The organism is Psychrobacter sp. PSi21 (genome assembly GCF_054960615.1).
The window spans coordinates 34,030-57,307 of record NZ_JBHNYR010000013.1; the positions used below are offsets into that span (position 1 = coordinate 34,030).

A 23,278-nucleotide genomic window follows, 5' to 3' on the forward strand; every position below is an offset into this window, starting at 1 on the left:
CTTACACTTTGCTAAAGTCGAGCGGGATCTGGACGTATTTGCCTTTGTCGTCCCGCTCATACATGCGAATGTACTCAGTGGTACTGGCGGTTTGGCTGGCGTCTGCTATGGCTGCCATTGCTTTGAGCCACTTGGGGTGATCAAAATCATGGCGGCGCAAACCTAAAACACGGTGCGTTGATACTTTTCCTTCTTTATCAACCTGAAACGCGTCGTTTACCAGAGTCATGATTTCAGTGGCGCTGCCTGCACTCCATTCACTAATGCACTCGTCAATGAGGTTTTTGGCGATCTGCAAGCGCTCATCAAAGACAATATTGTCACTCATGGCGATCTGGACTTTGTATCTGCCGTCAAAACTTGGCAGGGATACGTTGCCTTTTTTGCCACCATATTTGGTGTCGTACTCGGCTGCGGATAGTTCCAAAAAGTCATAGACCAATGCGAACAGGGCTTCTTTTTCGGACTTCATTGTCTGATGTAAAGCGACGACTTTTTGCGCAGCTTGGCAAACGGTTTCGTCACGTAATTTGTCAATAGGCTTGATGGCGTCAACAGGTGTTAAGCGGCCCTTGTCATCGCTCATGTATTCTTTGCCATCAATGGTAGTGATTGGACTGGTGGTTTGATCAATCATTAGTGTCTTCCTGTGTTTGAGAGGCTGCAATATCAGCCAGAATAGTGTTAGTGACTTGTTCAGTCGTAAATCTGATAGGCTCAGCTAGCCTTGTTCTATCAGACTCAGGGTGCGCTTCTAAAATTTCATTAGCAGACCTTGTCATCTCATCTACTAAGTTGGGAGATAATCGGACAACGGTTCTAATAAGTAGTTGACGTTCAAGGAGCTTACACATTGCCAGCCAGTCGCTTTCATCGTTTAAATCAAATTGATGCCGCATATTTATTCCTTATACATTCATAATGATGTCGCGGGTGACGGTGGGGACGCCTAAGTCGGCTGCCATGTTCATTGCGCCTGTAATGAGGTTGCCGACGGCTAGCGGATATAGCAGGCTTTGCATAACACGTCCTTTGCTATCGGTACGCACGAGGCGACTGACCATGGCATCAATGCCAGACTCATCAATGATGCCGCTAAGCTCGGACTGCTTGCCCAAACGCTTGGCAAAATAGCTTGATAACTCGCTTGGGGCTATCGGCTCTAAGGTGACAATCTCACAGCGCTGGACGACTTCGCGGATAGAGGGGTTTTCCTCCGATAGTTTGAGCGCTAATTCGTTTTGTCCAATTAAGACAATTCCTAAAAGCTTGTCATAACCGTCTTCTAGTTCAAAAAAGCGTTTGAGGTGCTTCAATGTCGGGATCGGTAAGCTGTGCGCCTCTTCAATAATCAGCACATGGCTGTTGCCTGCTTTGTGCGACTCACGTAGTAAGTTATGCACTTGACGGAAACGGGCTTCAGGGCTGCGCTTTGGGTTGTCGAGTGGGCTTAGCGCGTGCAAGATGGCCTCGGCAATATGCGCGGCTTTTAGCGTTTTGCCTTTCATATCGTTGTCTTCAGCGGCTAACACGTACGGCTCAATGGTGATGATGGATTGGTTCTCACGCTTGAGACGGTCAATGAGGTCGCGCTTCAACGTGGTTTTTCCTGCGCCCGACTCGCCAGTGACTGCGATGAAGCCGCCATGTTTTGCGGTATGGTGCATGGCGGCTCGGACGTATGCGGTATCGCTTGACTGATAAAGTTCATCCGCACTGCGAATGTCACTGGTGAACGGGTTGGTAAATAACTTGAACTGCTTACGTGCTGGCTGGGTTAAGGTTTGTTTGCGAAGTAACATAAGGTCTTCCTCTAAGTTATTGGTTGGTTTTGGATGGTCAAATTTGATGCCGTGATTGGTTAAAAACTGGTTAATACTGTTAACAATGACGCTCTTGGCTGGCGCTGCTGGGTATTGGTCGTGGTTCAAAATCAGATTGACGGCAGCAGGGCTAACGCTTAAATGGCTGGCCAAATTGCGCTGGCTGATGCCGTTGTCCTTTAATAATTGTTTGACGTGTTGCATTGATACCTCCTGAGTGGTCGCTACTCATTAACTGCTTTTAAATAGGTAACTGGTTTGCCCATGATGATGCGGTCTGCAATCTCGCTAATGGCGCTGTGTGGTACGCCTTGTGGATATTGCTTTTGCAGGTCGGCAAAATGGTCACTTTTCCACTGGCTGCCAAGCAATCCGCGCAATTGCATGGCGGCTTCAACATGGGTGTATGGCTTGACCTCACGGCTGGCGACGTGAACGCTGGTGTCTACGGTCTGCGCAGCTTTGGTAATGACGTTTGGCACGTTTCCATCGCTATAGCTATTATCAACGTCTGCCATAGCGTCGACTGTACCGACGTAAGCGGCTTGTTTTTGCTTACGGGCTTTATCGACTTCGCTTTCGGTATCCGCGCCATAAGCGGCTTTCATCATGGCTTTGCGGTTGCTATCAGCTTGGCTCTCAGGCTTGGCAATCATCTGTACACCAATGACGGGCGCATGAATGGCAAAACCTGCGGCGTCAGTCTCTACTGGGCTAATGGTGTAAACGGTATCTAGCCAAGTGACATCAATATCAGGGGCGCGGTAAGGGTTGACGACGATATCGATCTCGGCTTTGGGGTAGATATCAGGCAGATGCGTCAGGTCGTAGGCTTGGTTTGCATAGCCTTTTACGGTATGAGTAATGGTCAAGTCGCCACGCACTTTGACGGTTTTAGGCTTAGTAGTGACCAGCTCGCGGCATATCTCTAATGACGGCGCTAACCGCAGCTGCTGATTGGTAATCGTGAGCCATATGGCGTTGCGCGTCTGACGAGTGCGGCTGTGCACGGCATTAGCATTAAAGTGCGCGCGCCACTTAGTGCAGTAGGCGTTTAGCTCATCCAGTGATCTGATGTTCAAAAAGGACAAGCGGCTCTCAAACTTACACTCAACGATGTCGTTGTGCTTTTCGACTTGCCCTTTAGCACGGCTATTGCCTGCGGCGTGTTCGATATGCTCAACGCCCAAACGGTCTAAAAGGTTAAGAAACAGCCCTGATAAGTTGGCGCTACCTTTATCCATGACTAGGATGTTTGGCACGCCGTGCATGGGGTCGTTGGCGTCGCGGCGCTGGATAGAGTTTAAGAAGACTTGCGTTAGGTTCTCGCTAGACTCTGCGCCCATGACATATTCCACGTAAGTTGCGGCACTATAGTGGTCGGTGACGACGTAGCGGATAACGCGCTCTTTTTCAATCTTTTTGACATTGGCAGGTTTGTTTTTATAGAACTCCTTTTGCTCCATCACTGCCAATCCACCTTTTGGCAAATAAAACAGCACGCAGACTGAGGCGTCTATTTGCCAGACATGATTGGGATGCAAACTGCGCTGGGTGACGTGCGCTGTCGGTGTTGCTAACTGGCTTGGGTGGCAGTGGTAGGCCTTTAGCGCTCGTAGTATGGTACTAACGGCCACGTCTGGGATTTTGCCTTGTGCCTTTAGCATTTCAGCCGCGTCAGTGACCGATAATATTTTCTTGCCATTGGCACGGGTAGCGACCAATATCATGCCGCCGATCAGCTCGGCTTGAGCGCGGGTGATGATAGACTCGCCTTTGTCCGTGCGAGTTTTACGCGGTGTAGTAAGCCCCGCATCTTTTAACAGTTGATAGACTTGTTTGTTTGAGCAACACAAATATGCTGCTGCTAGCTCAACGATGGCTGACTTTTCGCCATGTTTAGCACTGTCTAAGCGCTTGGCAATGGTGCGTAAATAGTCAAGAGTTGCGGTATCCATAGTGTTGCTCTTATTGGGTTATAATCATGGCTTAACTTTAACTGGAGAGTGTTGTATGACTAACGATGAGCTACACAAACAAATCAATGAGCTAAAGGCTGAGATTAATCGGGTTGACGACTGGGCAAATGGCATCTTTACTTTGTTGGTTCAGATACTGCCTTTGCTGCTAAAAGAGCATCCTGAGGTGATAGCAAAGGTTGTGCCGATGCTGCGCTCTGATGAGGAGGAGTATCAGAGGGCGTGTCAGGGGTTGACAACGGAGCAGTCGCTTGAGTTTTTGGAAGCTCGGGCGAAGTTTCATCAGATTTTGATACTGCTAACAGGTGATGCAACTGATCGTCAGTAAGGAGCTGTTTGCCATTGGCACGGGTGGTTGGGTTGTTCATAGTGGTTTTCCTTATGGTTAATAATTGGCTGTGATTAATCGTCAAGCTCATCTGGGGTCTGACCGCGCAGCTCAAAGTCATCATCGTTGACATAGCCTTGCTCCTCGCGCCACGCCTGAAACGTAGCTGCCTCTTGCGCTGGGTCACTGGTAGGCTGAGGTGCTGCGGCTGGTATATCTACAGATGGTGTGTCCATCATCCAATCAGGGGTGACCATCTGCGCCAGATCAATCTCAATCCCATCGGTCGCGGCAAGCTCGGCAATGCGGCTATAGGCGTAGCTGACATCAGAATCAATCTTGGTCATCAGGTGCGGTGCATCGGTATCTGCTTGCTCGCGCAGGGTCAGAATGGCAGCATTAAACTGACTGATAGCTGTTAGAACACTGGTGACAGACTGCGCCAACTCACCACTGATATGTGCCTCAAGCTCGCGGCTGATGCTGTGCTGTTGGTCGGGCTGACGGCGCAAGCTAAGCTTGGCGTCTAGTTCGTCGATTTTTTTGTTTTTGGTCGATAGGACGTTATCTTTGGCTTTGGCGTCGGCTGATAAGGCGTCAATCTGCTGCTGCATGGTTTGCTTGGTTTTGAGGTTTTTGGCGCTCATCTCTTCGATAAGATCAATTAAGCTGTCCTTGTCTTCAGCTTGGACAGACTCGCCGTTGATGATAACCTCACGCTCGGCGTCGGGGAGCTTACGCAGCTTACGCAAGTCACGGTAGCCGACGCCCATGCGCTGAGAGGTTTCTAAAAAGTCTTCACCAAAGGCGGATAGGTTGCGGATTTCCTCATCAATGTGCTGATGACTTTTATCGATAGCTTGGCAAAATTCTGACCAAGTGCTGACGGTCAGCAGTTTTCCTTCTTGCCCGATCACTTGCAAACCCTTGTATTCTTTAGTTTCCTTGATTTCAGCAAGCATTTTAATAGTGCTGACGGTCAGCAGTTTTTTGGTAAACTCAAAAGCCTTTAACGCCCCTACTTTTTCAGACAGTGCCATTTGCTGTTGGCTGACGGCATCGGCTAGTTGGGCGGCGGTGGTTTGGATTTGGTTGTTGTCCATGATAGTGTCCTTTATTTATTAATCTAAAAGTTGATGGGCGTGGGCATTGACGCGCTGGCTCATACCATCGATGCGCTCTTGCGCCGCTCTCATCTCTAAGCTGTGGGCGGTGGCAATGGCGACACAGGCAGTCGATAATGCGTAGTATTTACTGTGCTCAAACTGGATGACCATGCCCTCATCTATCATGTCCTGCAAACTGCGATGGGCATTGACATTGCCCTCACCAATGGCGGCGGCTATGTCCTTTAGGCTCATGCCCTGTAAGCTCTTACCTGCCAGTACCTTTTGGATACGGAGGGCGCGAATGGTGCTACTGGCCATGTTGCTCTCCTGTCGGTGCTGTATGCGCTATCTGCGCGGCAAATAAATCACGATCTTGCTGAGCGCTGTACCACGCCAAGCCTAGTAAAACGCACAGCGCTATCAGTATGATTTTTAGGTAGTCGCGTTTTGGGGTAATGCGGTGCATTACTCGCTTACGTGATTCGCTTCTAAAAGGATCTGATGAGGTAGTACCTGCATTGATAGCGTTCATGGCTTCAAGGCAGTCCTTTTGTTCATCAATAATGATCGATTCGATGTTGGCAATGATCGTGTCGGCATAAGCCAATTCACGGCGTAACTCTTTATTGCTCAGATGGAGCAGGCTTGCGCCCGTTGGTTGGTTTAATGGATGTAACTTCACTTTGTCACCTCGTCTTCAGCACTGGTGCTTAAATCGACTTTTAGTCCCATAGCGACTTTGATTTCGTGGCCTTTGCCGCGCACACCTTTGACCATGCCAGTCAATACACGAGAGCAATACTCAGGGTCGTATCCGCGAGATTCAGCCCACTGCTTATGCGTGATGCCTTGGTCAATAAGTGACTTGCGGAACTGGTCAGGGGTGATGGGCGCGGCGTGCGTACTCTTGGTAGATGCGGTGTTATCAGTCATGTGCTAGTATTCCTATATAAGTTAATGAAACAATCTTGTACCGTTTGACGTGAATATATAATAGTGCAGATATCTGCACTTGTAAAGTTAAAAGTGAGGTTATTTGCATGTTTGGTCAAAGATTAAAGGAAGAGAGAAAGCGTATAGGCATAACACAGCCACAATTAGCTGAAGCCGTAGAAGCATCTAAAAGAACGATAATTGACTGGGAAAAAGACAAGTCATCACCTACCGCTGTGCAGTTGATGGCTATGATAGACAAGGGTTTAGATACAAATTATCTTTTGACTGGGCAGCGAAGTCAGTCTGAAAAAATGCCTACTGATGAGGCGTTTTTATTAGATAATTTTCGTAAACTTTCTGAGCAGAAAAAGAAAGTGGCGTTGCAGTTCTTGATAGGTGGGATTGAAGGATTGCAAGATAACAAGCCTAGTATTGTCACTAAAGGCAGCATAGGTTCTGTTAATGGCGGTACAGCTACCATCCACAACAATCAATCTGGCTTTACGCAGCTTCCATTTCTATATGCTTGTATATTTTGCTGTAGCCTAGCTTGGTTACTGGGTGTGATGGCAAATATGAAAATGATGACTGACATAGCGGGGTCTATGGCGTTTGGTATCCCAGCATTAGTGATGTGGGGCATTGGTATTATAATGGCGATATTTGGTTATCAGATCGGAATGGAGCAGCACAAACGATACAACGAAAATAAAGAGATGGTATGACAATATTAAAAGTGCTTACTCAAGAGATATAAGTTTTTAAAATTGCTGACGGTCAACACTTTTAAAATATAATGAATAATAAAGACGCTTATAAATAAGAGACATATATATTTTTGATAATAAAAAACTACTGACGGTCAGCAGTTTTAATAACAATTAACGGGGTGGTTATGCCAAGTATGGAAGAAGTAAAATCAGCTATAGATAATCTAGACGGGGTGAGTGCTTTATTAGGGCGGAAAGAGATTAAGGAGTTGCCTAGTATCCTGTGGGAAAATGAGTTGCCTGAAGCCATTATTCAAGGCATGTATAACAATGGACAGGGCATACTGGTCTGTACTAACAGTCGCTTAATATTCATAGATAAAGGTATGTTTTATGGACTCAAAGTTGAGGATTTCGCATTAAAAAATATATCATCTATTCAGTACGAGACAGGCATGTTGATGGGTAAAGTGACGATATTTGCTTCTGGTAATCGTGCTGATATTGAGCAGACAGACAAAAAGTTTGCTAGAGACTTTGCAGAATATGTACGTTCTAAGATAGCGTTATTAAGCTCTGATAGCTCTTCTAGTATGGGGATATCACCAGCAACGAATGATGTCAAAAATACCACTGATGTTATGATAGAGCAGCTTGAACGATTGGCTATTCTCAAAGACAAAGGGGTTTTAACGAATGATGAATTTGTCACTCAAAAAGCAAAGATTCTGAATAATTAAGGAAATGATTCAAATGAAAAAAATATTTGCAACGATGCTATCGTTAAGCCTCATAGTCACCGCTACCCCTGCATTAGCTAAAGCCAAGAGCTGTAAAGACTTTAAGACGCAACAAGAAGCACAAATCTATCATGATGCTCGTAAAAAAGCAGGACAGACAGGCTGGAAAAGTTTAGATCGTGACAAAGACGGTCGCGCCTGTGATTGCAATAAAGGGGGTAACGGCAAAAACTGTCCTAAGAAAAAGTAATCCTTAATCCCCTATAAAATCAAAAAACGTCTGTTTTTTATAACCTGTTAGCAATAACAAGCTAATAGGTTTTTTTATGTCTGATAATCAAGCAAGTGACCAAGTACTGACCGAAGAAGCCTTTTTTGATTGGCTGCGTGACCAGCAGGATGCTAAGAGCCTTACCCAGACCATGGTAGACGGTGCTCATAAGCTATTGGCACTGATGCCGCCTGCGGCTCTAAAATCTATCATTATGCAGCTCAACGACTGGCAAAACCCACCTATCGCTGTGTCCAACAACCATCTAGCATGGATCGATGAAGCGCATAAATATGCGGGCTTAACAGAAATCAAAGGCACACGTCATAACAAAACCATTACCAAATGGCTGCAAGCGCTTGGTGCATGGTGGACGGATGACGAAACCCCATGGTGTGGTGTATTTACTGCACACTGTCTGACAGTAGCGAATCGCGCTATCCCTAAACACTGGTATCGTGCCAAGGCCTATGCTGATTATGGCACGGTGCTCACTAAGCCAGCATTTGGCTGCCTTGGCGTTATGAGCCGTACAGGCGGTGGTCATGTGTGTTTTGTCATTGGTGAGACCACAAATGATCGCTTAGTCGTTATTGGTGGTAATCAAAGCAATCAAGTCAGTATCGCATCATACCCGCGTAGTCGTTTTAGTCACTTTGTCTGGCCACCACATGGCAATGGTGTGGCGTCCTTACCATACGAGAGTCGTTATGAGTTGCCACGCTATGCCGCTGGTAAATATAACCAGCCGCTGTCTGAAGCATAGGAGCGTGTATGACTGACCGTAATTATGTACAACCTACAGCCAATAACCAGCATGTGTTAAATATTGATGAGCTACCCAAGCACAATAATAGTTTAAGTTTAAGTGCTGATAATCTATCGCCCTTATCACCTGAACCCAAACACTGGTATGAGTCTAAAACCATCTGGTTCAATCTCATCATCACTGCGATGACGCTGGCAACGGCTGCTACGCCTAGCCTTGAGGCGCTAATGACCCCTGAGGTCTACGGTGTACTGGCAACAGGCGTGGCGTTTATCAATGCCATCTTGCGCTTACTAACGGGTAAGCCGATTAAGGGCGGTGGCAAGGTAGGTGGTAATGGGTGACATTATTGATGATGCCAACAAAATCGCGGCGGTGCATCTAAACGCCGCGCTATCCCGTATCAAAACCCAAGCCGCTAATGATATTACGGACTGCATCGATTGCGGTGACCCTATCGGTACTGACCGCAAAAAAGCCGCCCCTCACGCCACCTACTGCATTGAATGCCAGCCATATCACAAGGAGCAGTAATGACATTGGAACTTGAAGCCTATCAGGCCATCGTTATCTTGCTCACCATTGGAGGCTCAATCTGGGGTGCAGGTAAGGCGTTTTTTGCCCGCTTTGATGAGTCGCTACGTGAGCGTGATGACGGTCTAAAGCAAGAGTTAAATAAGCTATCAAATCAGATGGCAACTGAGTCTGATGCCATTCGTAAATTAGACCGTGAAATGATGGAGCTAAAAGCAGAATTGCCGCGTGAGTATGTGGCAAAGGCTGATTTCATCCGCTCATTTACCGTCGTCGAGGGCAAAATTGATGCCGTCTATAACCTCATTATCCAAAAAAACAAGGAATAACCATGCCGATCAACTTGGACAAGGCACGCCGTGAGGGCATGCGCTGGCATCTACTTAATGCTTTAGATAAGGCACGTCCGATTGGCGCTATTGATATCTTGCTGCTTGATGTCGTGCGCTGTATCTACCCTGATGCGACCCCTAACGAGCTGCATAGTCAGTTGGACTACCTTGATAATAAATCGCTTGTAGTGCTAGTCAAACAACCTGATGGCCATTGGCACAGTTGCTTAAATAGCAACGGTGTGGACATGGTTGAATACAACGTGGATTGTCCTGCTGGCATTGCCCGCCCTGATAAGTACTGGAGCTAAGCATGGCACGCGAAAGTGCGATCGACAAGCTGGCTGCTGACCACAAAAAACAGCTCGACGATAAGCTGTTTGACAATGGCTTTAATGGCTATGAAGACTTGGCAGGTTGGCTACAACGATTAGGCTATGAGATCAGCAAATCAAGCGTCCATCGCTATGGTAAAAAGCTGGAGACCAAGCTGGCCGCAGCCAAAGTGGCGACCGATATGGCGATACACTTTGCCGAAAATTCCGCCGATGATACGGGTGCGCTATCGAATGCCACCATCACGCTGATGCAGACTGAGGCCTTTAATGGCCTTGTTGCCTTAAAAGAGCTTGAGGACGACCAGACCCCTGAAGAGCGATTGCTGCTACTCGCTAAAATTAGTAAATCTATGGCTGAGCTGACCCGCGCCAACATCACCCAAAAGAAATGGGAAACAGAAGTCAAAGCTCGTGCTCGAGCGGAACTGCTCGCTGAACAAGCCGAAAAGCTTGAAGAACATGCACAAGCGGGTGGTCTGGGTGCGGAACAAGTAGACTTTTGGCGGCGTGAGTTCCTCGGTGTCAAATCAGGGGTTAAAAAAGGGAGTTAACGTGAGCGACAAGATAAAAGCCTTTGCCAATAGCGCAGCCGTCGCTGGTGCTAAGCTTATGAGTACGCTTAAACCTGCCCGTGACACAAAGGCTATCGTGGAATGGGAAGAGCTACCCCAGTCGGTACGTGACATCCCTGATACATTTAATCCGATGGCGGACGGATTACTCATGCGCCACCAATCAGAGACCATTGCATTGTCCCATGAGTATGACATCTTGGTCGTAGAAAAAGGACGGCGAACAGGTATTACCTTTGGTATGGCGCTTGATAAGTCTCTGGTGGCAGCCAGTCAACGCCATGCGGGCGGCGATAACGTCTACTACGTGGGCGATACCAAAGAAAAAGGCCTTGAGTTCGTTGGTTACTGTGCCAAGTTCCTGCGTACGATTGCAGTCGCTCAGGGTCAAGGTGTGAGCGGTATTGAAGAGTTTTTGTTTGAAGACCAAGACGAACACGGCAAAACCAAATACATCACTAGCTGGCGTATTCGCTTAGCCAGTGGCTTTCAGATTGTCGCGCTATCAAGCCGTCCTGAAAACATCCGTGGTCTACAAGGACACGTCATTATTGATGAAGCGGCGTTTCATAGGAACGTACAAGCGGTACTGGATGCTGCAACAGCGCTACTGATTTGGGGCAGCCGCATTGTTATTATCAGCACCCACAATGGCACGACTAACGCCTTTAACCAGCTTATCAAAGAGATTGAGGGTGATGTCTATAAAGACACGGCCATCGTCTATAAAGTTACCTTTGATGATGCAGTAGCCAATGGGCTGTATGAGCGCGTGTGTCTCATTAAAGGCGAGCTACCAACTGCTGAAGGTAAAGAAAAATGGTACAAGAAGATCCGCCGTGGGTACGGTAGCCGCAAGGCACAGATGCGTGAAGAGCTGGACGCCATACCGCGTGATGGTAATAGTACCAGTCTGCCGACGGTATGGATTGAACGCGCATCGGTACAAGGTCGCACTGTGCTGCGCTTGATACTGCCTGAGAACTTCGTCGAAAAGACAGTTGAGGAGCGAGAAGATTTTGCTGATGCGTGGATTAAGGTGCATCTACAGCCACTACTGGCAGAACTAGACCCGCGTCTACCATGGTACTTTGGACAGGATTACGCCCGTCACCGTGACTTTAGTATTATCAATCCACTCGGCATTGAGCAGAACCTGCAACGTAACGTGCCCTTTGTCATTGAGATGCAAAAAGTACCTGCTCGTCAGCAAATGCAAATCCTATGGGCATTTATCAATGGTCTACCCAACTTCATTGGCGGTGCGATGGATGCCACGGGTACAGGTGAGACCACGGCTGAGTTGACCGCTGATAAGTTTGGGCACTCGCGTATCATGCAAGTCAAAATCAATCTGTCCTGGTACGGGGAATATATGCCCAAAATGACGGGGCTATTTGAGGATGACATGATAACGATTCCTGCTGACCAGAACCTCACGCAAGACCTGCGCCAGATTGAGGAGGTAAACGGCATCAAGATGGTTAATGCGTTACGCCGTAAAGATTTAAAAGACCCTGATCTTGTCCGTCATGGTGACTTTGCGCCGTCCTTGTGTCTATCCAATTGCGCCTATCTCAATCTCAAAGGTGGCAAGCTGATCGTTAATAGCCGACCCGCCGCCACTGACAAAAGCGTCCAGCGCGGTGTCGGTATGCGCCAGCGTTTTAACTCTATCATTCGAGGCTATTAAATGACCACACAAATAACCCAAAGCTTGTCGTCAGAGATCGCTAGCCGTGCGGCTGCCATGTATGGCGGCTTTGATATCAGTGGCCTAATGATGGCGCTGCCCAATCCTGATGCGGTGCTCAAAAAACTGGGACGTGATGTCGAGGTATACCGCGATATCCTAAACGACCCTGCGATCAAAGGTGCAGTACGGCGTCGTCGCTCATCGGTGGTCGGTCTTGAGTACGGTCTCACGCAAGGGAATGCCTCTGATAAAACCCTCAATCTGTGCCAGCAAACTTTGGCCAATATCAATATGCGAGGACTCACTCGTGAGCTGCATGACGCAGCACTGTACGGTTATAGTCCTGCTGAGGTGTACTGGTCTAAAGGCACTGGCAAATCAAGTGGGTTATGGCTGCCTGAGCGAGTGATCGGTAAACCGCCTGAATGGTTTAGTTTTAACCATGATAATGAGCTGTGCTTTCGCCAATTAGGTAATATCACAGGCGATGCTGTGCCTGATATGAAGTTCATCATGGCGCGTAATGATGCAACCTATGCCAATCCTTATGGCGTGGCAGACCTTGCCGCCGTCTATTGGTCAGCGGTATTCCGTAAGGGCGGCTTGAAGTTTTGGCTACGGTTTGCCGATAAATATGGGCAAGCTTTTATCGTGGGTAAGCACCCTCGCGGCACGCCTGATAGCGAGGTTAATCTAATCTTAGATAGCCTTGAGACACTAGCGCAAGACGGCGTAGCAGCGATCCCCAATGACGGCTCGGTTGAGATACTGGAGGCCGCTGGTAAAGGCGCTACCGCTGATATGTTTGAGCGGCTGCTGAAGTACTGCCGTAGCGAGATTAATATTGCGCTGCTCGGTCAAGACCAATCGACCGACTCATCCAGTACCAATGCGAGCGCACAAGCAGGTCTTGAGGTCACAGACGATATCCGTGACGCTGATGGCGAGATGATCGCTGAGGCCATTAATACGTTGCTACGTTATGCGGTGCAACTAAACATCGGTGACAATGAGATCATGCCAACATGGTCGATGTGGTCAGATGAGGACGTGACGGATAAGCTCGCCACTCGTGATGAAAAACTACAAAAGGCCGGCGCACGACTAACGAAAGTGTATTTTCAACGCGCATATAATTTGGCAGAAGATGAGGTAGAAGTCGATGAAGTAGCCAAAGCTACGCCTACTTCGCGTGCTAGCAAATCTAATGCTATCGCTCAAGTATCAGGAATGAAAGCGGATTTTGCTGAGCAAGGTTTTACGCCTGTACGTCTAGATTATGCAGAGGCTAATATTGATAAGCTAGCTGCTGCCAGTCAGTCATCGGTCGATGAGTGGTTAGTACGTCTTGAGACTATTATCAATACTGCACCAAGTCTTGAGGCGCTGCCTGATATGATCGCCCGTGAGTTTGATAACTTGGATGATACGCAGCTCATTGAGGTGATTGCAGAGGCAATGACAGCGGCAACGCTGGCGGGACGTGCTGAAGTGAGCGCTGAAGTTGTTGATGAGTTGACCTTATGAGTGAGTTATCGAAAACCCAAGCGGCATTTGGCCTTAAGTTTCAATCGCAAATAGCCTTCTTTAAACAAAAGACGCTGCTACTAACGCCCACGTATAAAGACATACAAGCGCATCAGCACGACAAAGCGTTTACGGTAGCAGGTGCGATGAAAGCCGACTTATTGCAAGACCTGAATGATGCGGTAGGTGCTGCTATTGAGGATGGTGAAAGCCTTGGCTCGTTTCGGAAACGCTTTAAAGACATCGTGCAAACGCGTGGTTGGAAAGATTACACAGGCAGTGATAGTGCCGCTGGCCGCGCTTGGCGCACCCGTGTTATCTACTTAACCAATATGCGCACCTCTCACGCTGCTGGACGCTGGCAGCAGATGACTACGCCTGAGATGCTTCAATCTCGTCCTTATTGGCAGTATCGCCATGTGACGCGCAGCAATCCACGCCTATCGCACCTGCGCTTAAATAATACCGTGCTACGCGCGGATGATATCTGGTGGTCGATTAATTACCCGCCAAACGGTTACGGCTGCAATTGCTATGTGCGTGTATTGAGCATGGCTGATATGGATAGATTGGGTCTAAGCATTGCTGATACACCCGATATTGACGGCGTGGCAGCAGCAGGCTGGGAACATGCGGCAGGTAGTACGTGGAAACCAACGATTAGTAAATATGCACCCATCATTGGTCAAGCACTACTGACAAGCTTGCTTAATGCGGGTATTGATGTCGATGATGCTTTGTAAGGGCAATAATGATTACCATCACTATAGACGGTCTTGAGCAAACCCAGCGCTATGTGCTACGCATCATAGAGCGTGGCGGTGATCTGTCTCCTGTGTTTAGCGACATGGGTGAGCATATGGTCAATAGCACCCATGATAATTTTGAGAACTCAACGTCGCCTGATGGTGAGCCGTGGGCGGCTAACTCTGAGGCGACATTTGCCAGTATGCTTGGCGCATCTGATACCAATCAAAGTGGTCGTCTAAACAGACGCGGCGCAAATAAAGTGGCAAGCAAGCAGCCGCTTATCATGAATCATACGCTGATGCAGTCAATTCATTATGAGGCAGCAAGTGCTGGTGTGACCATCGGTACAAACATGGTGTATGGCGCGATGATGCACTATGGCGGCACAAAAGCAGATTATCCGCATTTATGGGGTGATATTCCTGCACGTAATTATCTGGGCGCAAGTAACAATGACGTGACTATTTTGACTGATCTCATCAAGAACCATTTAATAGAGTGATAGGCGCTCAAATGCGATTTAAGCGCCTTTGGCGTGTCGATGCGGTGAATGCTCATGCTTGGTTGTTCAGCTCGTTTATAAACGTTTATAAACGCCTTTTTGATACGCATTATAATACTACTCATCACATCATCTGCTAGTTATTGTCTTAGTCCTTATCTTATCCTTAATCTGCTATAAAATAATCTGTCCCGTCAATCACCTACCATGTGTCTAAATGCCAAACGGTACACCGACACATGAAACGCATTCACATCTTTAAAACAGGTACGCATACCGACAGTCACGGCCAGACGCTGACATTCAGTGAGGCAGACCTTACCGCTGCTGTAGCGGCCTACGATCCTAATCTGCATCAAGCCCCTATCGTCGTCGGTCATCCTAAGACTGATAATCCAGCTTACGGCTGGGTGCAGTCATTGAACGGTGATGGTGGCAATCTGTTTGCCACCCCTGAGCAGGTCAACACTGAGTTTAGCGAGCAAGTCGCTAACGGTGCTTATAAGAAAGTATCCGCCTCGTTTTACCCACCCAACTCTCCAGCCAACCCTGCCAAAGGCGCGTACTACTTACGCCATGTGGGGTTTTTGGGTGCTGAGCCACCAGCCATCAAAGGTCTACAGCCGATTGAATTTAGCGAGTCTGATGACGCGGTGACGCTGACTGTAGACTTTGCTGAGGTAAAAAACTCCGCCTTTGACACGTTTGTGTCCGCCATGCGTACGCTATTTTTTGGCGAAGACACTACGACGGATACCACGACTCATGAACAAAATATTAAACATGATACTCAAAAGGATAACTCTATGTCTAACCCTGCTGCTCCTGCTACGCCGCCAGTACCGCCTGCTCCGACCACGCCACCAGCCGTACCCGCGACACCGCCTGCCGATACGACGGATAAAGACGCCACCATTGCGGCACTACAAGCGCAATTGGATGCAAAAGCCCAAGCGGAATCGACAGCCAAAGTCCAAGCAGCTGAGAAAGAAAACGCTGACTTTAGCGAGTCTTTAGTCACAGAGGGCAAGGTTGCGCCTAGCGAGAAGTCAATTATCACCGCAATGCTAGATGCGCTAGATCGTGACAGTAGCCATGCCCCTGTTGAGTTTGGCGAAGGCGATAACAAACAGCCGCTAAAAGCTGCTGTCAAATCGAAACTGTCTGACGCAAATGCGAATACGTTTTCGCATTTGTTCAGTGAAGCTGCTGGGAAACCTCAAACCACCAATACAGCATTTGGTGCACCAGCAGGTACGGCGGTAGATGCTGATCGCCTAGCGTTACATGAGCAAGCGCTGACTTACAGCGAAGCACACAAGGTTGATTATAGTACGGCAATTATTGCTATTAGCCGCTAAGAGGCGCGTATTAGTAAAGCTCTACAGCTCATAAATTATCTCAATTAATAAAGGTCATAACGATGGACAATATGGATAAAAGCGTACAGCACCGCGCGATCTTATCGCTGCCAGTAGTCGTACAACAAGATACAGTCAAAGGCACATGGGTAACTGCGCTCGGTCTGGCTCTAAGTGCGGACGCGCTACCGTTAGGTGTCACTCAATACGACGCAAACGCAGGTGAAGTCGTAGCGGTCACGGTGCTGGGTACGGCAAGCGTCAACATGGTGGGTATTGCAAGCAGCCAAGTGCTAAGCGGCGATGCGATCTGCTATGAGGCGGGAGCGATGAGTGTTAAAGCATCAAGCGCGGCAGCAGCTACGCCTGCTACCGTGCGCGGTATCGTGCTCTATGACGCGGCAGCCACAGGTCATGCTGAGGTGTTGCTACGCTAGTTTAAGCGTAAATAGAGCAGCTCGCAGCGGCTATAAAATAAACCTCAAATTTATAATTAAAGGATAAATCCCATGGTACAAATCGTTATTGATCCTATCTTAACCAAAGTCGTACAGGGCTATGGCTTGCAAACTAACGTAGGACATATTTTGTTCCCACGCGTCCCTGTGCAAACCACAGGTGGTAAGGTCGTTATGTTTACTGACCGCGACTTTAAAATCTATAACACGGCGCGTGCGCCTGGTTCTAATACTAAGCAAGTTGAAGTTGGCTATGCAGGAGCGGACTATGTCCTAGAAAACCATAGCCTAGAGGGCGTGCTACCGCGTGAGAAATTACGCGACGCTAATATTACCGCGCCTAATATTAAAGTTGAGCAGCGTACGATCCGCAAACCATGGAATGCCCTTGCTTTAGAACTTGAAGTGCAACAAGCGCTTACTGCTCGTAATCCTGACAGCTACGCGACTAGTAATAAAAAAGTACTGTCTGGTACAAGTCAATGGACGGATCCTGATAGTGACCCTATCGGCGATGTCGATGCAGGTCGTGATGTAATCCGTGCTTCTTGTGCTGTCGAACCTAATCGTTTGGTGCTTGGCCCTGCTGCGTTTACCGCACTTAAAAACCATCCTAAGATTCGCGCCCGCCTCACTATCACGGCGGACGGTAAAGCGGTCAATGCTGAGATGCTGGCTGAGCTATTCGACTTAGAAGAAGTTGTGGTCGGTCGCGCTCTATACTACAGCGAAACAGCAGATGATACCGTGGATGCATGGGGTAACGATGCCATCTTAGCTTATACGCCAACTGAGGCTGAGCTTGATAATGAGATGCCTGCTTATGGCTATACCTATGAGATGGAAGGTCATCCGTATGTCGAGCAAAAGTATTTTGATGAGAATAGAAAAAGCTGGATCTATCCTGTGACGCATGAGCGTAAGCCTGTTATCGCAGGTATCAGCGCAGGGTTTCTGTTTAAAAATGTGGCCTAGTCACGTTCAGTTAGGTACTGAATAAGACGCGTTGCTAGACACAGCGTGTCTTATTTAAAACAAAATTATTAAGGATAACCCATGAAACAGACCAAACGATTAAACGCCATCGTCACAGCGATAATGGCGATCAGTCATAACCGTATCGACTATCCAGCGGGTACGACATTTGAAATATCAAAGCAGGACGTCGTGTTTTTGCGAATGAGCGGTAGCGTCCGTGAACCGACAGCCGATGAGCTAAAAGTCTATGAAGAGCGTCAGACTGTAGCGCAGGTAGAAGCGACTGAACCTGATGCAACGGATCATGCAGGTTTGGACGCTAAGCCGAGTAGTGACAATGAAGACGCAGCGGATGTAAAGCCTGAGGCTGTAGTCATCGCCGCACCAAAACCGCCAACGGTCGAGGCGCACCACATCACGCCACCTATCGATAATGTGCAGACTATCGGCCTGCCCATCGAGCCTGATGCGCCGCAATCTAAAGTTGTGAAGGTTGTCGAAGCTGATCCAGAAGCAGTGCAAGCCGAGACAATTGGTTCAGTAAACATGCCACCAGCTGAAACGGTAGAAGTTGTTGAGCCTGAAACGCTACAACCTGAGACTGAGGCAGTCGCAAACCCTTATGACGGCTGGCTGAAAAAAGACCTAAATGCGGAATTGGATAAGCGCGGCGTAAATCATGATGCGACGGCTACCAATGACACGCTAGAAGCGCTACTCATCGAAGACGATGCAGTAAAAGCTACGGCTGCGTCGTGATGAGTTATATCAGCGCGACCGACCAAAAGTCACTCGTACCAGATCGCGTCATGATTGAGCTAACGGATGACGATGCCGATGGTATCGCTGATGTTGGGGTTGTTGAAACGGTCATTATGGAAGCTTGCGAGACAGTCGATGGCTATCTACGTGGGCGCTATAGTTTACCGTTTCGCAATACACCAACGATCATCTCATCCATCGCCAAGCAGATCGCGCGCTACAAACTTTATGAACGCCGCCCTGAAGGCTTTGAATTACCAAAGACCGTACGTGATGGCTATACGGACGCGCTCAAAATGCTGGTGCAAATACAAGACGGCAAAGTGACATTGGGTGTACCAGCAGGCGAAATACTAGCAGGTCAGCAAGTCGTGGAAGACGGTGAGTTTAAAGTCCATGTGCGCCCCAGCCGTAATCGCCAATCGACTTTCAGCAAAGATCTACTTGACCAATACTAAGCATCAACACTAAGGCGGCTCCATCATGGCGATACCAGAACACGGCCAGACTAAATCTATTACTCAGTCTATCGTTGACCAGTTGGCAAGTATGGTAGGCACGGATTTGGCGGTTGATTTTTATCCAGAAAAGCCTGCCAGTTATCGGCTCAATCATGCTAATGGGGCGCTGCTGGTCAACTATGCTAAGTCCAATTATCCAAAGCATGACGATACGTATGCGATGGTACGACCACGGCAAATGGGTTTTACGGTGACAATCATCAGTCGCGGGCTACACGACAGATATGGAGCAGTACCGCTAGTCGATTGGGTGCTAGCAATGCTATCAGGGTATCGTCCTGAGCACACCGATAAGACGCTAGCGCCTGTACGTGATTACTTTATCCAACATCAGTCAGGATTATGGTACTACGGTGTGGACTTTGATGTTGAGGCGGTGCATGTGCAGAGTTTAGCGGTTAACGAAATTTAAAAGGACACTACGATGGCAAATTATGAATATACAGGCTGCGTGACAGGGTTTAGCGAAGCGGGGAACATACAACTGATACAACCTACACAGCCACTATATCCAGTCAGTCGCCCAAATGATGCCTATAGTAAACGCTTGGTCAGTATGAATATTTTGATACCTACTGCCGTACAGCCGATAGTTTGTATACCAACAACACTATCTATGAAAGAGTATAACGGAGATATCCCCGCACCTGATTTTAGTACAGGGCATCACGGAAAATATCGAATTAATGGTGGGGATTGGATTGAGTATGTGGGGGGCACATCAAGCTATGATGAGGGGTTTATACCTGAATACTATGTGGACGCATTTGAAATATTTATGGGTAGTATTGCTACTGTACGTCGTGTAACCGCTATCGATGGTGGTGAATATGAAGCATCTGTACCCTTGATTGCTACAAATGATATGGGTAGCGCATTGGTTGAGGTTTTTGATGATGCGGGTAACCTTATAGTACGTTCTTTTGATGTGCCTGTTGCTTTTGTTATGCGTAAATTTCCATTGAATCTCATAGGCTCACCGTCCGATAGTGACGATACTTTTGATGTAAGTACGGTTGAGACAACGACTATTGAATTTGTACCATCGGAACGTGCTGGGTCTATTGATTTAGTGACAGAAATGTTCGGCGGTGCAACTACAGCGATGAGCTGTGGATTTGCTGTATCTCAGGGCTACTAATACTAAGGAGCAAAGATGGCTAACTATCAATATACAGGCTGTGTGACAGGGTTTAGCGAAGCTGGAAACATACAACTGATACAACCTACTGAAACGCCCATACCAGTTAATCGCACACCAAATGCCTATACTGAACGACTTTTGGGTATCGGTTTGTTGCTGTCAGGTGATGAGGGTGCTGGTGGCGGTCAGTTAAATACAGTCAACTTTTTAAAACTTCAAAACGATGAACAGATTAATGGCAACGATGGAATCATAGGCGGCTTAGTTTATAGCGTCAATGGCGGTGAAATACAGGCTGTAAAAGAAGCACTGCCAGTAATCACAGAGGAGGATCTTGGCGAGCCATTAGGCCATTCTTTTACAATGTACGCATTTTTACCTGAGCTTGAGGCAGGCGAACCTTTTCTATCTCTTGGACGCGATGGTGGATTTGGATGGAATGATACTGATATGCCAAATGGCCTCGACGTTGATAAGTTCTATTGGTTTGGTCTTAACAACATTGCCTTGCAAGATTACTTTATCAGTCAAAATTTATCTATACCAGACGGTGTGGTGCAAGGCGAAGTTGCATTGACTGTTTATCCAGCGAGCAAGCTATCATCGGCAAATATCGACTATGATATTTTTGATTTGATTATCGACCCCAGTGTCTATACGACATCAGAGTTAGCACATTTTGCCGCCCAAGGCATAACACCAGCGATAAAAAATCTTGATGGGTCATACACGATTAAATCTCAATTAACGCTACCGCCTTTTGAGGCCCCCACCGAGTTTTAAAAATCAGACCAGTAATATCTATGTTAAGTATAAGGACAAACCATGACCCAATTTCTACACGGTACAGAGACTATCGACGTCTCACAAGGCACAACGACCGTCCGCGAAGTGCGCTCGGGCATCATCGGCTTAGTGGGCACAGCGCCTACTGGTGATGTCAACACTTTGACCATCTGTCTCTCATCGACTGATGACGCTCAGTTTGGTGAGATTACCAGTAACCATACCATCCCAGCCGCATTAAAAAGCTTACGCGAGCAAGGCGCTGGTATGGTCATGGTGATTAATGTCGGCGCTGATACGGATACGATTACTACGGCTGATATTATCGGCACTACGACCGCTGAGGGCGCGCGTACGGGCATTCAGCTGCTTGGCGATGGCTACGGTATCTACGGGTATGATGCCAAGATTCTGATTGCCCCAGGCTTTAGTAGTGTGCCCGCTGTGGCAGGTGCGCTTGAGGTCATGGCGCATAAAGTCAAAGCGGTCACTTATATTGATTTACCGCTTGGCCTTACGCCCACTGAAGCGGTTGCCAGTCGTGGCGGAGTCGCACCGCTTGGCGTTGATATCTATCAAACCCAGTCCACACGCGTACGTATTTGCTATCCGCACCGCAAGGTATTTGATCCTGTCACTGATGGTATTAAGCTTGAGCCATCATCTATCGCATGGGCTGGTGTCCGCGCCCGTGTCGATCGTGAGATTGGTTACTGGACAAGCTCATCTAACAAAGAGATGCGCGGGACGCTTGGGCTTGAGCGTGTCATCTCAGCACGTATCGATGATCCTGATACCGAGGCTAATTTGCTCAATGAGGCGGGTATCTCAACGATGTTTAAATCCTTTGGTACAGGGTTTCTGACATGGGGCAATCGCAGTGCGGCATATCCAGTCAACAATAGCTTTGATAACTTTGAGCAAGTCCAGCGTACCAAGGACATGATTGAGATCAGTATTCACCAATCCAGCTTGCCATTTGTTGATAGCGATATTCGCCAGCCACAAATTGAAGCATTGGTCGGCTTTACTGATGATTACCTGCGTGTGCTAAAAATGCGGGGTGCAATTGTAGACGGTGCGGCGTACTTTGACCCTGCTCGTAACCCAGCAAGCGAGCTGTCCCAAGGGCACATTCGTATCGGCTATAAGTTCACGCCGATATTCCCAATGGAACGTATCACCTACGAGCGCGAAGTCACAGGCGAGTATCTGCTTGACCTAAAATCTGTCAACATGGGAGGCATCTAATATGTCCAATAACGGTATTGAAGTTCATAAAATTACACAGGGTATCGTCTATCTGGATGGTAAAAGCATGCTGGGCAAATGCGAAACGGTCGATCTGCCTGAGCTTAAATTCTTATTTGAAGAGTTCAAAGCGCTAGGTATGATCGGTAAGATGGAACTGCCTACCAATGGCGTCGATAAGCTTGAGGGCAAGATGAAAATGAACAGCTTGTACGCGGATGTATCGCGGCAACTGACACCATTTCGTGCCCGTCAAATCCAAGTACGCTCTAGCGTTAGTGTCCATACCAGCATGGGGCGTACCAATGAAGTGCCATTGGTAACATTCCTAACTATCTCTCCCAAAAACATGCCGCTTGGTAAATTAGGCGATCACAAAAACGTCGACTTTGAATATGACTTTGCCTGCACGTATGTTAAGCAAGTGATGGATGGTGTCGAAATCGTTGAGTATGACGCGATGGCAAATATCTTTAAGATCGGCGGTGAGGACATGCTGGCAGACTATCGCAGCAACGTCATGTAATCTGCATTAATCCTTAATGCGCTATAAAATTAAGTAAGCCTATATTTGTTTATCCTAGCCTTAATGTCCAAAGTGACATTAAGGTTTTTTTACGTCAATTATAAAATTACGTTTCATTATCAAATATTAGGATAACCATCATGACCAAAGCTAAAGCTCCAATCGCTAACGCGCCTATCAAGCTAAAACACCCTTTTACCACTGCCGCTGGTGCGCCAATTGAGCAAGTGCATGTGCGCGGCATCAAGGTGCGTGAGATGAAACAAGCCCAGCGCCGTGGTAACGGTGACAGCGCTGAGATTGAGCTTGCGATGATAGCGGTCGCTTGTGATCTGGTTCTAGAAGATTTAGACGACATGCACATGATTGACTATCAAGCCGTAAGTGCGCGATTTTCAGAGATTAATATCGGTAGTGCCGACGAATCAGTGGCAGATGCTTCAGGGACTGCTGGCTAAGTGGTTTCATATTCAGCCGTCTGAAATTGACGAGATGGTAATAACAGACTTTATTGGCTGGATCGATGAAGCCAACGCGCAGATAGCCGCGCAAAATAAGCAAGCAAATCAATAAAG

The 23,278-nt window shown here is 47.7% G+C and carries 34 protein-coding genes; 26 read left to right on the forward strand and 8 right to left on the reverse strand.

Annotated features, from left to right (window positions below; genetic code table 11):
* Position 1: 1 nt before the first annotated feature.
* Genes ACFI32_RS09980 through ACFI32_RS09995 form a run of 4 tightly spaced genes read right to left on the reverse strand, consistent with a single transcriptional unit; the run spans position 2 to position 3,781 of the window.
* Positions 2-637: a DUF3164 family protein gene (locus ACFI32_RS09980; RefSeq protein ID WP_462626443.1), complete on the reverse strand. Its 636-nt coding sequence runs from the start codon at positions 635-637 to the stop codon at positions 2-4.
* The gene (locus ACFI32_RS09985) at positions 630-899 is read right to left on the reverse strand and encodes a hypothetical protein (RefSeq protein ID WP_462626444.1); all 270 of its coding nucleotides are present in this window, start codon (positions 897-899) and stop codon (positions 630-632) included. The genes ACFI32_RS09980 and ACFI32_RS09985 overlap by 8 nt, the downstream gene beginning before the upstream one ends.
* A 9-nt stretch (positions 900-908) precedes the next feature.
* Positions 909-2,027: an ExeA family protein gene (locus ACFI32_RS09990; protein ID WP_462626445.1), complete on the reverse strand. Its 1,119-nt coding sequence runs from the start codon at positions 2,025-2,027 to the stop codon at positions 909-911.
* Between the two features lie 20 nt (positions 2,028-2,047).
* Positions 2,048-3,781, reverse strand: coding sequence for a transposase family protein (locus ACFI32_RS09995; RefSeq protein ID WP_462626446.1), 1,734 nt, complete (start codon positions 3,779-3,781; stop codon positions 2,048-2,050).
* A gap of 55 nt (positions 3,782-3,836) precedes the next feature.
* Here ACFI32_RS09995 and ACFI32_RS10000 point away from each other — a divergent pair, with 55 nt between their 5' ends.
* Complete coding sequence (locus ACFI32_RS10000; RefSeq protein WP_462626447.1) at positions 3,837-4,130, forward strand: hypothetical protein; 294 nt, start codon at positions 3,837-3,839, stop codon at positions 4,128-4,130.
* Positions 4,131-4,204: 74 nt separating this feature from the next.
* Here ACFI32_RS10000 and ACFI32_RS10005 read toward each other — a convergent pair whose 3' ends face one another.
* Genes ACFI32_RS10005 through ACFI32_RS10020 form a run of 4 tightly spaced genes read right to left on the reverse strand, consistent with a single transcriptional unit; the run spans position 4,205 to position 6,172 of the window.
* On the reverse strand, positions 4,205-5,233 hold the full coding sequence (locus ACFI32_RS10005; RefSeq protein WP_462626448.1) for a hypothetical protein: 1,029 nt from the start codon (positions 5,231-5,233) through the stop codon (positions 4,205-4,207).
* Between the two features lie 18 nt (positions 5,234-5,251).
* Positions 5,252-5,557 (reverse strand): IclR family transcriptional regulator, encoded by a 306-nt coding sequence (locus ACFI32_RS10010; protein ID WP_462626449.1) that lies wholly within the window; start codon positions 5,555-5,557, stop codon positions 5,252-5,254.
* The gene (locus ACFI32_RS10015) at positions 5,547-5,921 is read right to left on the reverse strand and encodes a hypothetical protein (protein ID WP_462626450.1); all 375 of its coding nucleotides are present in this window, start codon (positions 5,919-5,921) and stop codon (positions 5,547-5,549) included. Before ACFI32_RS10015 ends, ACFI32_RS10010 begins: the two co-directional genes overlap by 11 nt.
* Entirely contained in the window at positions 5,918-6,172 is a 255-nt protein-coding gene (locus ACFI32_RS10020; protein WP_462626451.1) for a DNA-binding protein, read from the reverse strand. The genes ACFI32_RS10015 and ACFI32_RS10020 overlap by 4 nt, the downstream gene beginning before the upstream one ends.
* A 107-nt stretch (positions 6,173-6,279) precedes the next feature.
* Between ACFI32_RS10020 and ACFI32_RS10025 the strand changes: the two genes are divergently transcribed.
* From ACFI32_RS10025 to ACFI32_RS10145, 25 genes are all read left to right on the forward strand, one after another.
* Positions 6,280-6,900, forward strand: coding sequence for a helix-turn-helix domain-containing protein (locus ACFI32_RS10025; protein ID WP_462626452.1), 621 nt, complete (start codon positions 6,280-6,282; stop codon positions 6,898-6,900).
* A gap of 170 nt (positions 6,901-7,070) precedes the next feature.
* Positions 7,071-7,625, forward strand: coding sequence for a PH domain-containing protein (locus tag ACFI32_RS10030; protein WP_462626453.1), 555 nt, complete (start codon positions 7,071-7,073; stop codon positions 7,623-7,625).
* A gap of 34 nt (positions 7,626-7,659) precedes the next feature.
* Complete coding sequence (locus ACFI32_RS10035; protein WP_462626522.1) at positions 7,660-7,875, forward strand: excalibur calcium-binding domain-containing protein; 216 nt, start codon at positions 7,660-7,662, stop codon at positions 7,873-7,875.
* A 76-nt stretch (positions 7,876-7,951) separates the two neighbouring features.
* The gene (locus ACFI32_RS10040; RefSeq protein WP_462626454.1) at positions 7,952-8,662 is read left to right on the forward strand and encodes an NlpC/P60 family protein; all 711 of its coding nucleotides are present in this window, start codon (positions 7,952-7,954) and stop codon (positions 8,660-8,662) included.
* Between the two features lie 8 nt (positions 8,663-8,670).
* Positions 8,671-9,009, forward strand: a complete 339-nt coding sequence (locus tag ACFI32_RS10045) for a hypothetical protein (RefSeq protein WP_462626455.1) — start codon at positions 8,671-8,673, stop codon at positions 9,007-9,009.
* Positions 9,002-9,199 (forward strand): TraR/DksA C4-type zinc finger protein, encoded by a 198-nt coding sequence (locus tag ACFI32_RS10050; RefSeq protein ID WP_289115982.1) that lies wholly within the window; start codon positions 9,002-9,004, stop codon positions 9,197-9,199. The genes ACFI32_RS10045 and ACFI32_RS10050 overlap by 8 nt, the downstream gene beginning before the upstream one ends.
* Complete coding sequence (locus ACFI32_RS10055; RefSeq protein WP_462626456.1) at positions 9,199-9,528, forward strand: hypothetical protein; 330 nt, start codon at positions 9,199-9,201, stop codon at positions 9,526-9,528. Before ACFI32_RS10050 ends, ACFI32_RS10055 begins: the two co-directional genes overlap by 1 nt.
* Positions 9,529-9,530: 2 nt before the next feature.
* A complete protein-coding gene (locus ACFI32_RS10060; RefSeq protein WP_462626457.1) occupies positions 9,531-9,842 on the forward strand; it encodes a hypothetical protein in 312 nt (103 codons plus the stop codon).
* Positions 9,843-9,844: 2 nt separating this feature from the next.
* Complete coding sequence (locus ACFI32_RS10065; RefSeq protein ID WP_462626458.1) at positions 9,845-10,420, forward strand: DUF3486 family protein; 576 nt, start codon at positions 9,845-9,847, stop codon at positions 10,418-10,420.
* Between the two features lies 1 nt (position 10,421).
* On the forward strand, positions 10,422-12,134 hold the full coding sequence (locus tag ACFI32_RS10070) for a terminase large subunit domain-containing protein (protein ID WP_462626459.1): 1,713 nt from the start codon (positions 10,422-10,424) through the stop codon (positions 12,132-12,134).
* Positions 12,135-13,664 carry a DUF935 domain-containing protein gene (locus ACFI32_RS10075; protein WP_462626460.1) on the forward strand — a complete coding sequence of 510 codons (1,530 nt, stop codon included), beginning with the start codon at positions 12,135-12,137 and terminating at the stop codon, positions 13,662-13,664.
* On the forward strand, positions 13,661-14,407 hold the full coding sequence (locus ACFI32_RS10080; protein WP_462626461.1) for a phage head morphogenesis protein: 747 nt from the start codon (positions 13,661-13,663) through the stop codon (positions 14,405-14,407). The genes ACFI32_RS10075 and ACFI32_RS10080 overlap by 4 nt, the downstream gene beginning before the upstream one ends.
* Positions 14,408-14,415: 8 nt before the next feature.
* Positions 14,416-14,916: a phage virion morphogenesis protein gene (locus tag ACFI32_RS10085; RefSeq protein ID WP_462626462.1), complete on the forward strand. Its 501-nt coding sequence runs from the start codon at positions 14,416-14,418 to the stop codon at positions 14,914-14,916.
* A gap of 239 nt (positions 14,917-15,155) precedes the next feature.
* Positions 15,156-16,277 (forward strand): hypothetical protein, encoded by a 1,122-nt coding sequence (locus ACFI32_RS10090; protein ID WP_462626463.1) that lies wholly within the window; start codon positions 15,156-15,158, stop codon positions 16,275-16,277.
* A 62-nt stretch (positions 16,278-16,339) separates the two neighbouring features.
* Positions 16,340-16,714 carry a capsid cement protein gene (locus tag ACFI32_RS10095; protein ID WP_462626464.1) on the forward strand — a complete coding sequence of 125 codons (375 nt, stop codon included), beginning with the start codon at positions 16,340-16,342 and terminating at the stop codon, positions 16,712-16,714.
* A 72-nt stretch (positions 16,715-16,786) separates the two neighbouring features.
* Positions 16,787-17,710: a major capsid protein gene (locus ACFI32_RS10100; RefSeq protein WP_462626465.1), complete on the forward strand. Its 924-nt coding sequence runs from the start codon at positions 16,787-16,789 to the stop codon at positions 17,708-17,710.
* An 81-nt stretch (positions 17,711-17,791) separates the two neighbouring features.
* A complete protein-coding gene (locus tag ACFI32_RS10105; RefSeq protein ID WP_462626466.1) occupies positions 17,792-18,472 on the forward strand; it encodes a hypothetical protein in 681 nt (226 codons plus the stop codon).
* Complete coding sequence (locus tag ACFI32_RS10110) at positions 18,472-18,933, forward strand: gp436 family protein (protein WP_462626467.1); 462 nt, start codon at positions 18,472-18,474, stop codon at positions 18,931-18,933. Before ACFI32_RS10105 ends, ACFI32_RS10110 begins: the two co-directional genes overlap by 1 nt.
* Positions 18,934-18,958: 25 nt before the next feature.
* A complete protein-coding gene (locus ACFI32_RS10115) occupies positions 18,959-19,408 on the forward strand; it encodes a Gp37 family protein (protein WP_462626468.1) in 450 nt (149 codons plus the stop codon).
* Between the two features lie 12 nt (positions 19,409-19,420).
* Positions 19,421-20,137, forward strand: a complete 717-nt coding sequence (locus ACFI32_RS10120) for a hypothetical protein (protein ID WP_462626469.1) — start codon at positions 19,421-19,423, stop codon at positions 20,135-20,137.
* Positions 20,138-20,152: 15 nt separating this feature from the next.
* A complete protein-coding gene (locus ACFI32_RS10125; protein WP_462626470.1) occupies positions 20,153-20,923 on the forward strand; it encodes a hypothetical protein in 771 nt (256 codons plus the stop codon).
* Positions 20,924-20,965: 42 nt separating this feature from the next.
* Complete coding sequence (locus tag ACFI32_RS10130; RefSeq protein ID WP_462626471.1) at positions 20,966-22,177, forward strand: phage tail sheath subtilisin-like domain-containing protein; 1,212 nt, start codon at positions 20,966-20,968, stop codon at positions 22,175-22,177.
* A gap of 1 nt (position 22,178) precedes the next feature.
* Positions 22,179-22,703 carry a phage major tail tube protein gene (locus ACFI32_RS10135; RefSeq protein ID WP_462626472.1) on the forward strand — a complete coding sequence of 175 codons (525 nt, stop codon included), beginning with the start codon at positions 22,179-22,181 and terminating at the stop codon, positions 22,701-22,703.
* Between the two features lie 140 nt (positions 22,704-22,843).
* The gene (locus tag ACFI32_RS10140; RefSeq protein WP_462626473.1) at positions 22,844-23,161 is read left to right on the forward strand and encodes a phage tail assembly protein; all 318 of its coding nucleotides are present in this window, start codon (positions 22,844-22,846) and stop codon (positions 23,159-23,161) included.
* A 34-nt stretch (positions 23,162-23,195) separates the two neighbouring features.
* Complete coding sequence (locus ACFI32_RS10145; protein ID WP_353935590.1) at positions 23,196-23,276, forward strand: hypothetical protein; 81 nt, start codon at positions 23,196-23,198, stop codon at positions 23,274-23,276.
* Positions 23,277-23,278: the final 2 nt, after the last annotated feature.

Bases quoted from the DNA above. Each gene is read 5' to 3' on its own strand.
- ACFI32_RS09980 (WP_462626443.1), bottom strand. From the start codon at position 637: ATGATTGATCAAACCACCAGTCCAATCACTACCATTGATGGCAAAGAA.
- ACFI32_RS09985 (WP_462626444.1), bottom strand. From the start codon at position 899: ATGCGGCATCAATTTGATTTAAACGATGAAAGCGACTGGCTGGCAATG.
- ACFI32_RS09990 (WP_462626445.1), bottom strand. From the start codon at position 2,027: ATGCAACACGTCAAACAATTATTAAAGGACAACGGCATCAGCCAGCGC.
- ACFI32_RS09995 (WP_462626446.1), bottom strand. From the start codon at position 3,781: ATGGATACCGCAACTCTTGACTATTTACGCACCATTGCCAAGCGCTTA.
- ACFI32_RS10000 (WP_462626447.1), top strand. From the start codon at position 3,837: ATGACTAACGATGAGCTACACAAACAAATCAATGAGCTAAAGGCTGAG.
- ACFI32_RS10005 (WP_462626448.1), bottom strand. From the start codon at position 5,233: ATGGACAACAACCAAATCCAAACCACCGCCGCCCAACTAGCCGATGCC.
- ACFI32_RS10010 (WP_462626449.1), bottom strand. From the start codon at position 5,557: ATGGCCAGTAGCACCATTCGCGCCCTCCGTATCCAAAAGGTACTGGCA.
- ACFI32_RS10020 (WP_462626451.1), bottom strand. From the start codon at position 6,172: ATGACTGATAACACCGCATCTACCAAGAGTACGCACGCCGCGCCCATC.
- ACFI32_RS10025 (WP_462626452.1), top strand. From the start codon at position 6,280: ATGTTTGGTCAAAGATTAAAGGAAGAGAGAAAGCGTATAGGCATAACA.
- ACFI32_RS10030 (WP_462626453.1), top strand. From the start codon at position 7,071: ATGCCAAGTATGGAAGAAGTAAAATCAGCTATAGATAATCTAGACGGG.
- ACFI32_RS10035 (WP_462626522.1), top strand. From the start codon at position 7,660: ATGCTATCGTTAAGCCTCATAGTCACCGCTACCCCTGCATTAGCTAAA.
- ACFI32_RS10040 (WP_462626454.1), top strand. From the start codon at position 7,952: ATGTCTGATAATCAAGCAAGTGACCAAGTACTGACCGAAGAAGCCTTT.
- ACFI32_RS10045 (WP_462626455.1), top strand. From the start codon at position 8,671: ATGACTGACCGTAATTATGTACAACCTACAGCCAATAACCAGCATGTG.
- ACFI32_RS10050 (WP_289115982.1), top strand. From the start codon at position 9,002: ATGGGTGACATTATTGATGATGCCAACAAAATCGCGGCGGTGCATCTA.
- ACFI32_RS10055 (WP_462626456.1), top strand. From the start codon at position 9,199: ATGACATTGGAACTTGAAGCCTATCAGGCCATCGTTATCTTGCTCACC.
- ACFI32_RS10060 (WP_462626457.1), top strand. From the start codon at position 9,531: ATGCCGATCAACTTGGACAAGGCACGCCGTGAGGGCATGCGCTGGCAT.
- ACFI32_RS10065 (WP_462626458.1), top strand. From the start codon at position 9,845: ATGGCACGCGAAAGTGCGATCGACAAGCTGGCTGCTGACCACAAAAAA.
- ACFI32_RS10075 (WP_462626460.1), top strand. From the start codon at position 12,135: ATGACCACACAAATAACCCAAAGCTTGTCGTCAGAGATCGCTAGCCGT.
- ACFI32_RS10080 (WP_462626461.1), top strand. From the start codon at position 13,661: ATGAGTGAGTTATCGAAAACCCAAGCGGCATTTGGCCTTAAGTTTCAA.
- ACFI32_RS10085 (WP_462626462.1), top strand. From the start codon at position 14,416: ATGATTACCATCACTATAGACGGTCTTGAGCAAACCCAGCGCTATGTG.
- ACFI32_RS10090 (WP_462626463.1), top strand. From the start codon at position 15,156: ATGAAACGCATTCACATCTTTAAAACAGGTACGCATACCGACAGTCAC.
- ACFI32_RS10095 (WP_462626464.1), top strand. From the start codon at position 16,340: ATGGACAATATGGATAAAAGCGTACAGCACCGCGCGATCTTATCGCTG.
- ACFI32_RS10100 (WP_462626465.1), top strand. From the start codon at position 16,787: ATGGTACAAATCGTTATTGATCCTATCTTAACCAAAGTCGTACAGGGC.
- ACFI32_RS10105 (WP_462626466.1), top strand. From the start codon at position 17,792: ATGAAACAGACCAAACGATTAAACGCCATCGTCACAGCGATAATGGCG.
- ACFI32_RS10110 (WP_462626467.1), top strand. From the start codon at position 18,472: ATGAGTTATATCAGCGCGACCGACCAAAAGTCACTCGTACCAGATCGC.
- ACFI32_RS10115 (WP_462626468.1), top strand. From the start codon at position 18,959: ATGGCGATACCAGAACACGGCCAGACTAAATCTATTACTCAGTCTATC.
- ACFI32_RS10120 (WP_462626469.1), top strand. From the start codon at position 19,421: ATGGCAAATTATGAATATACAGGCTGCGTGACAGGGTTTAGCGAAGCG.
- ACFI32_RS10125 (WP_462626470.1), top strand. From the start codon at position 20,153: ATGGCTAACTATCAATATACAGGCTGTGTGACAGGGTTTAGCGAAGCT.
- ACFI32_RS10130 (WP_462626471.1), top strand. From the start codon at position 20,966: ATGACCCAATTTCTACACGGTACAGAGACTATCGACGTCTCACAAGGC.
- ACFI32_RS10135 (WP_462626472.1), top strand. From the start codon at position 22,179: ATGTCCAATAACGGTATTGAAGTTCATAAAATTACACAGGGTATCGTC.
- ACFI32_RS10140 (WP_462626473.1), top strand. From the start codon at position 22,844: ATGACCAAAGCTAAAGCTCCAATCGCTAACGCGCCTATCAAGCTAAAA.
- ACFI32_RS10145 (WP_353935590.1), top strand. From the start codon at position 23,196: ATGGTAATAACAGACTTTATTGGCTGGATCGATGAAGCCAACGCGCAG.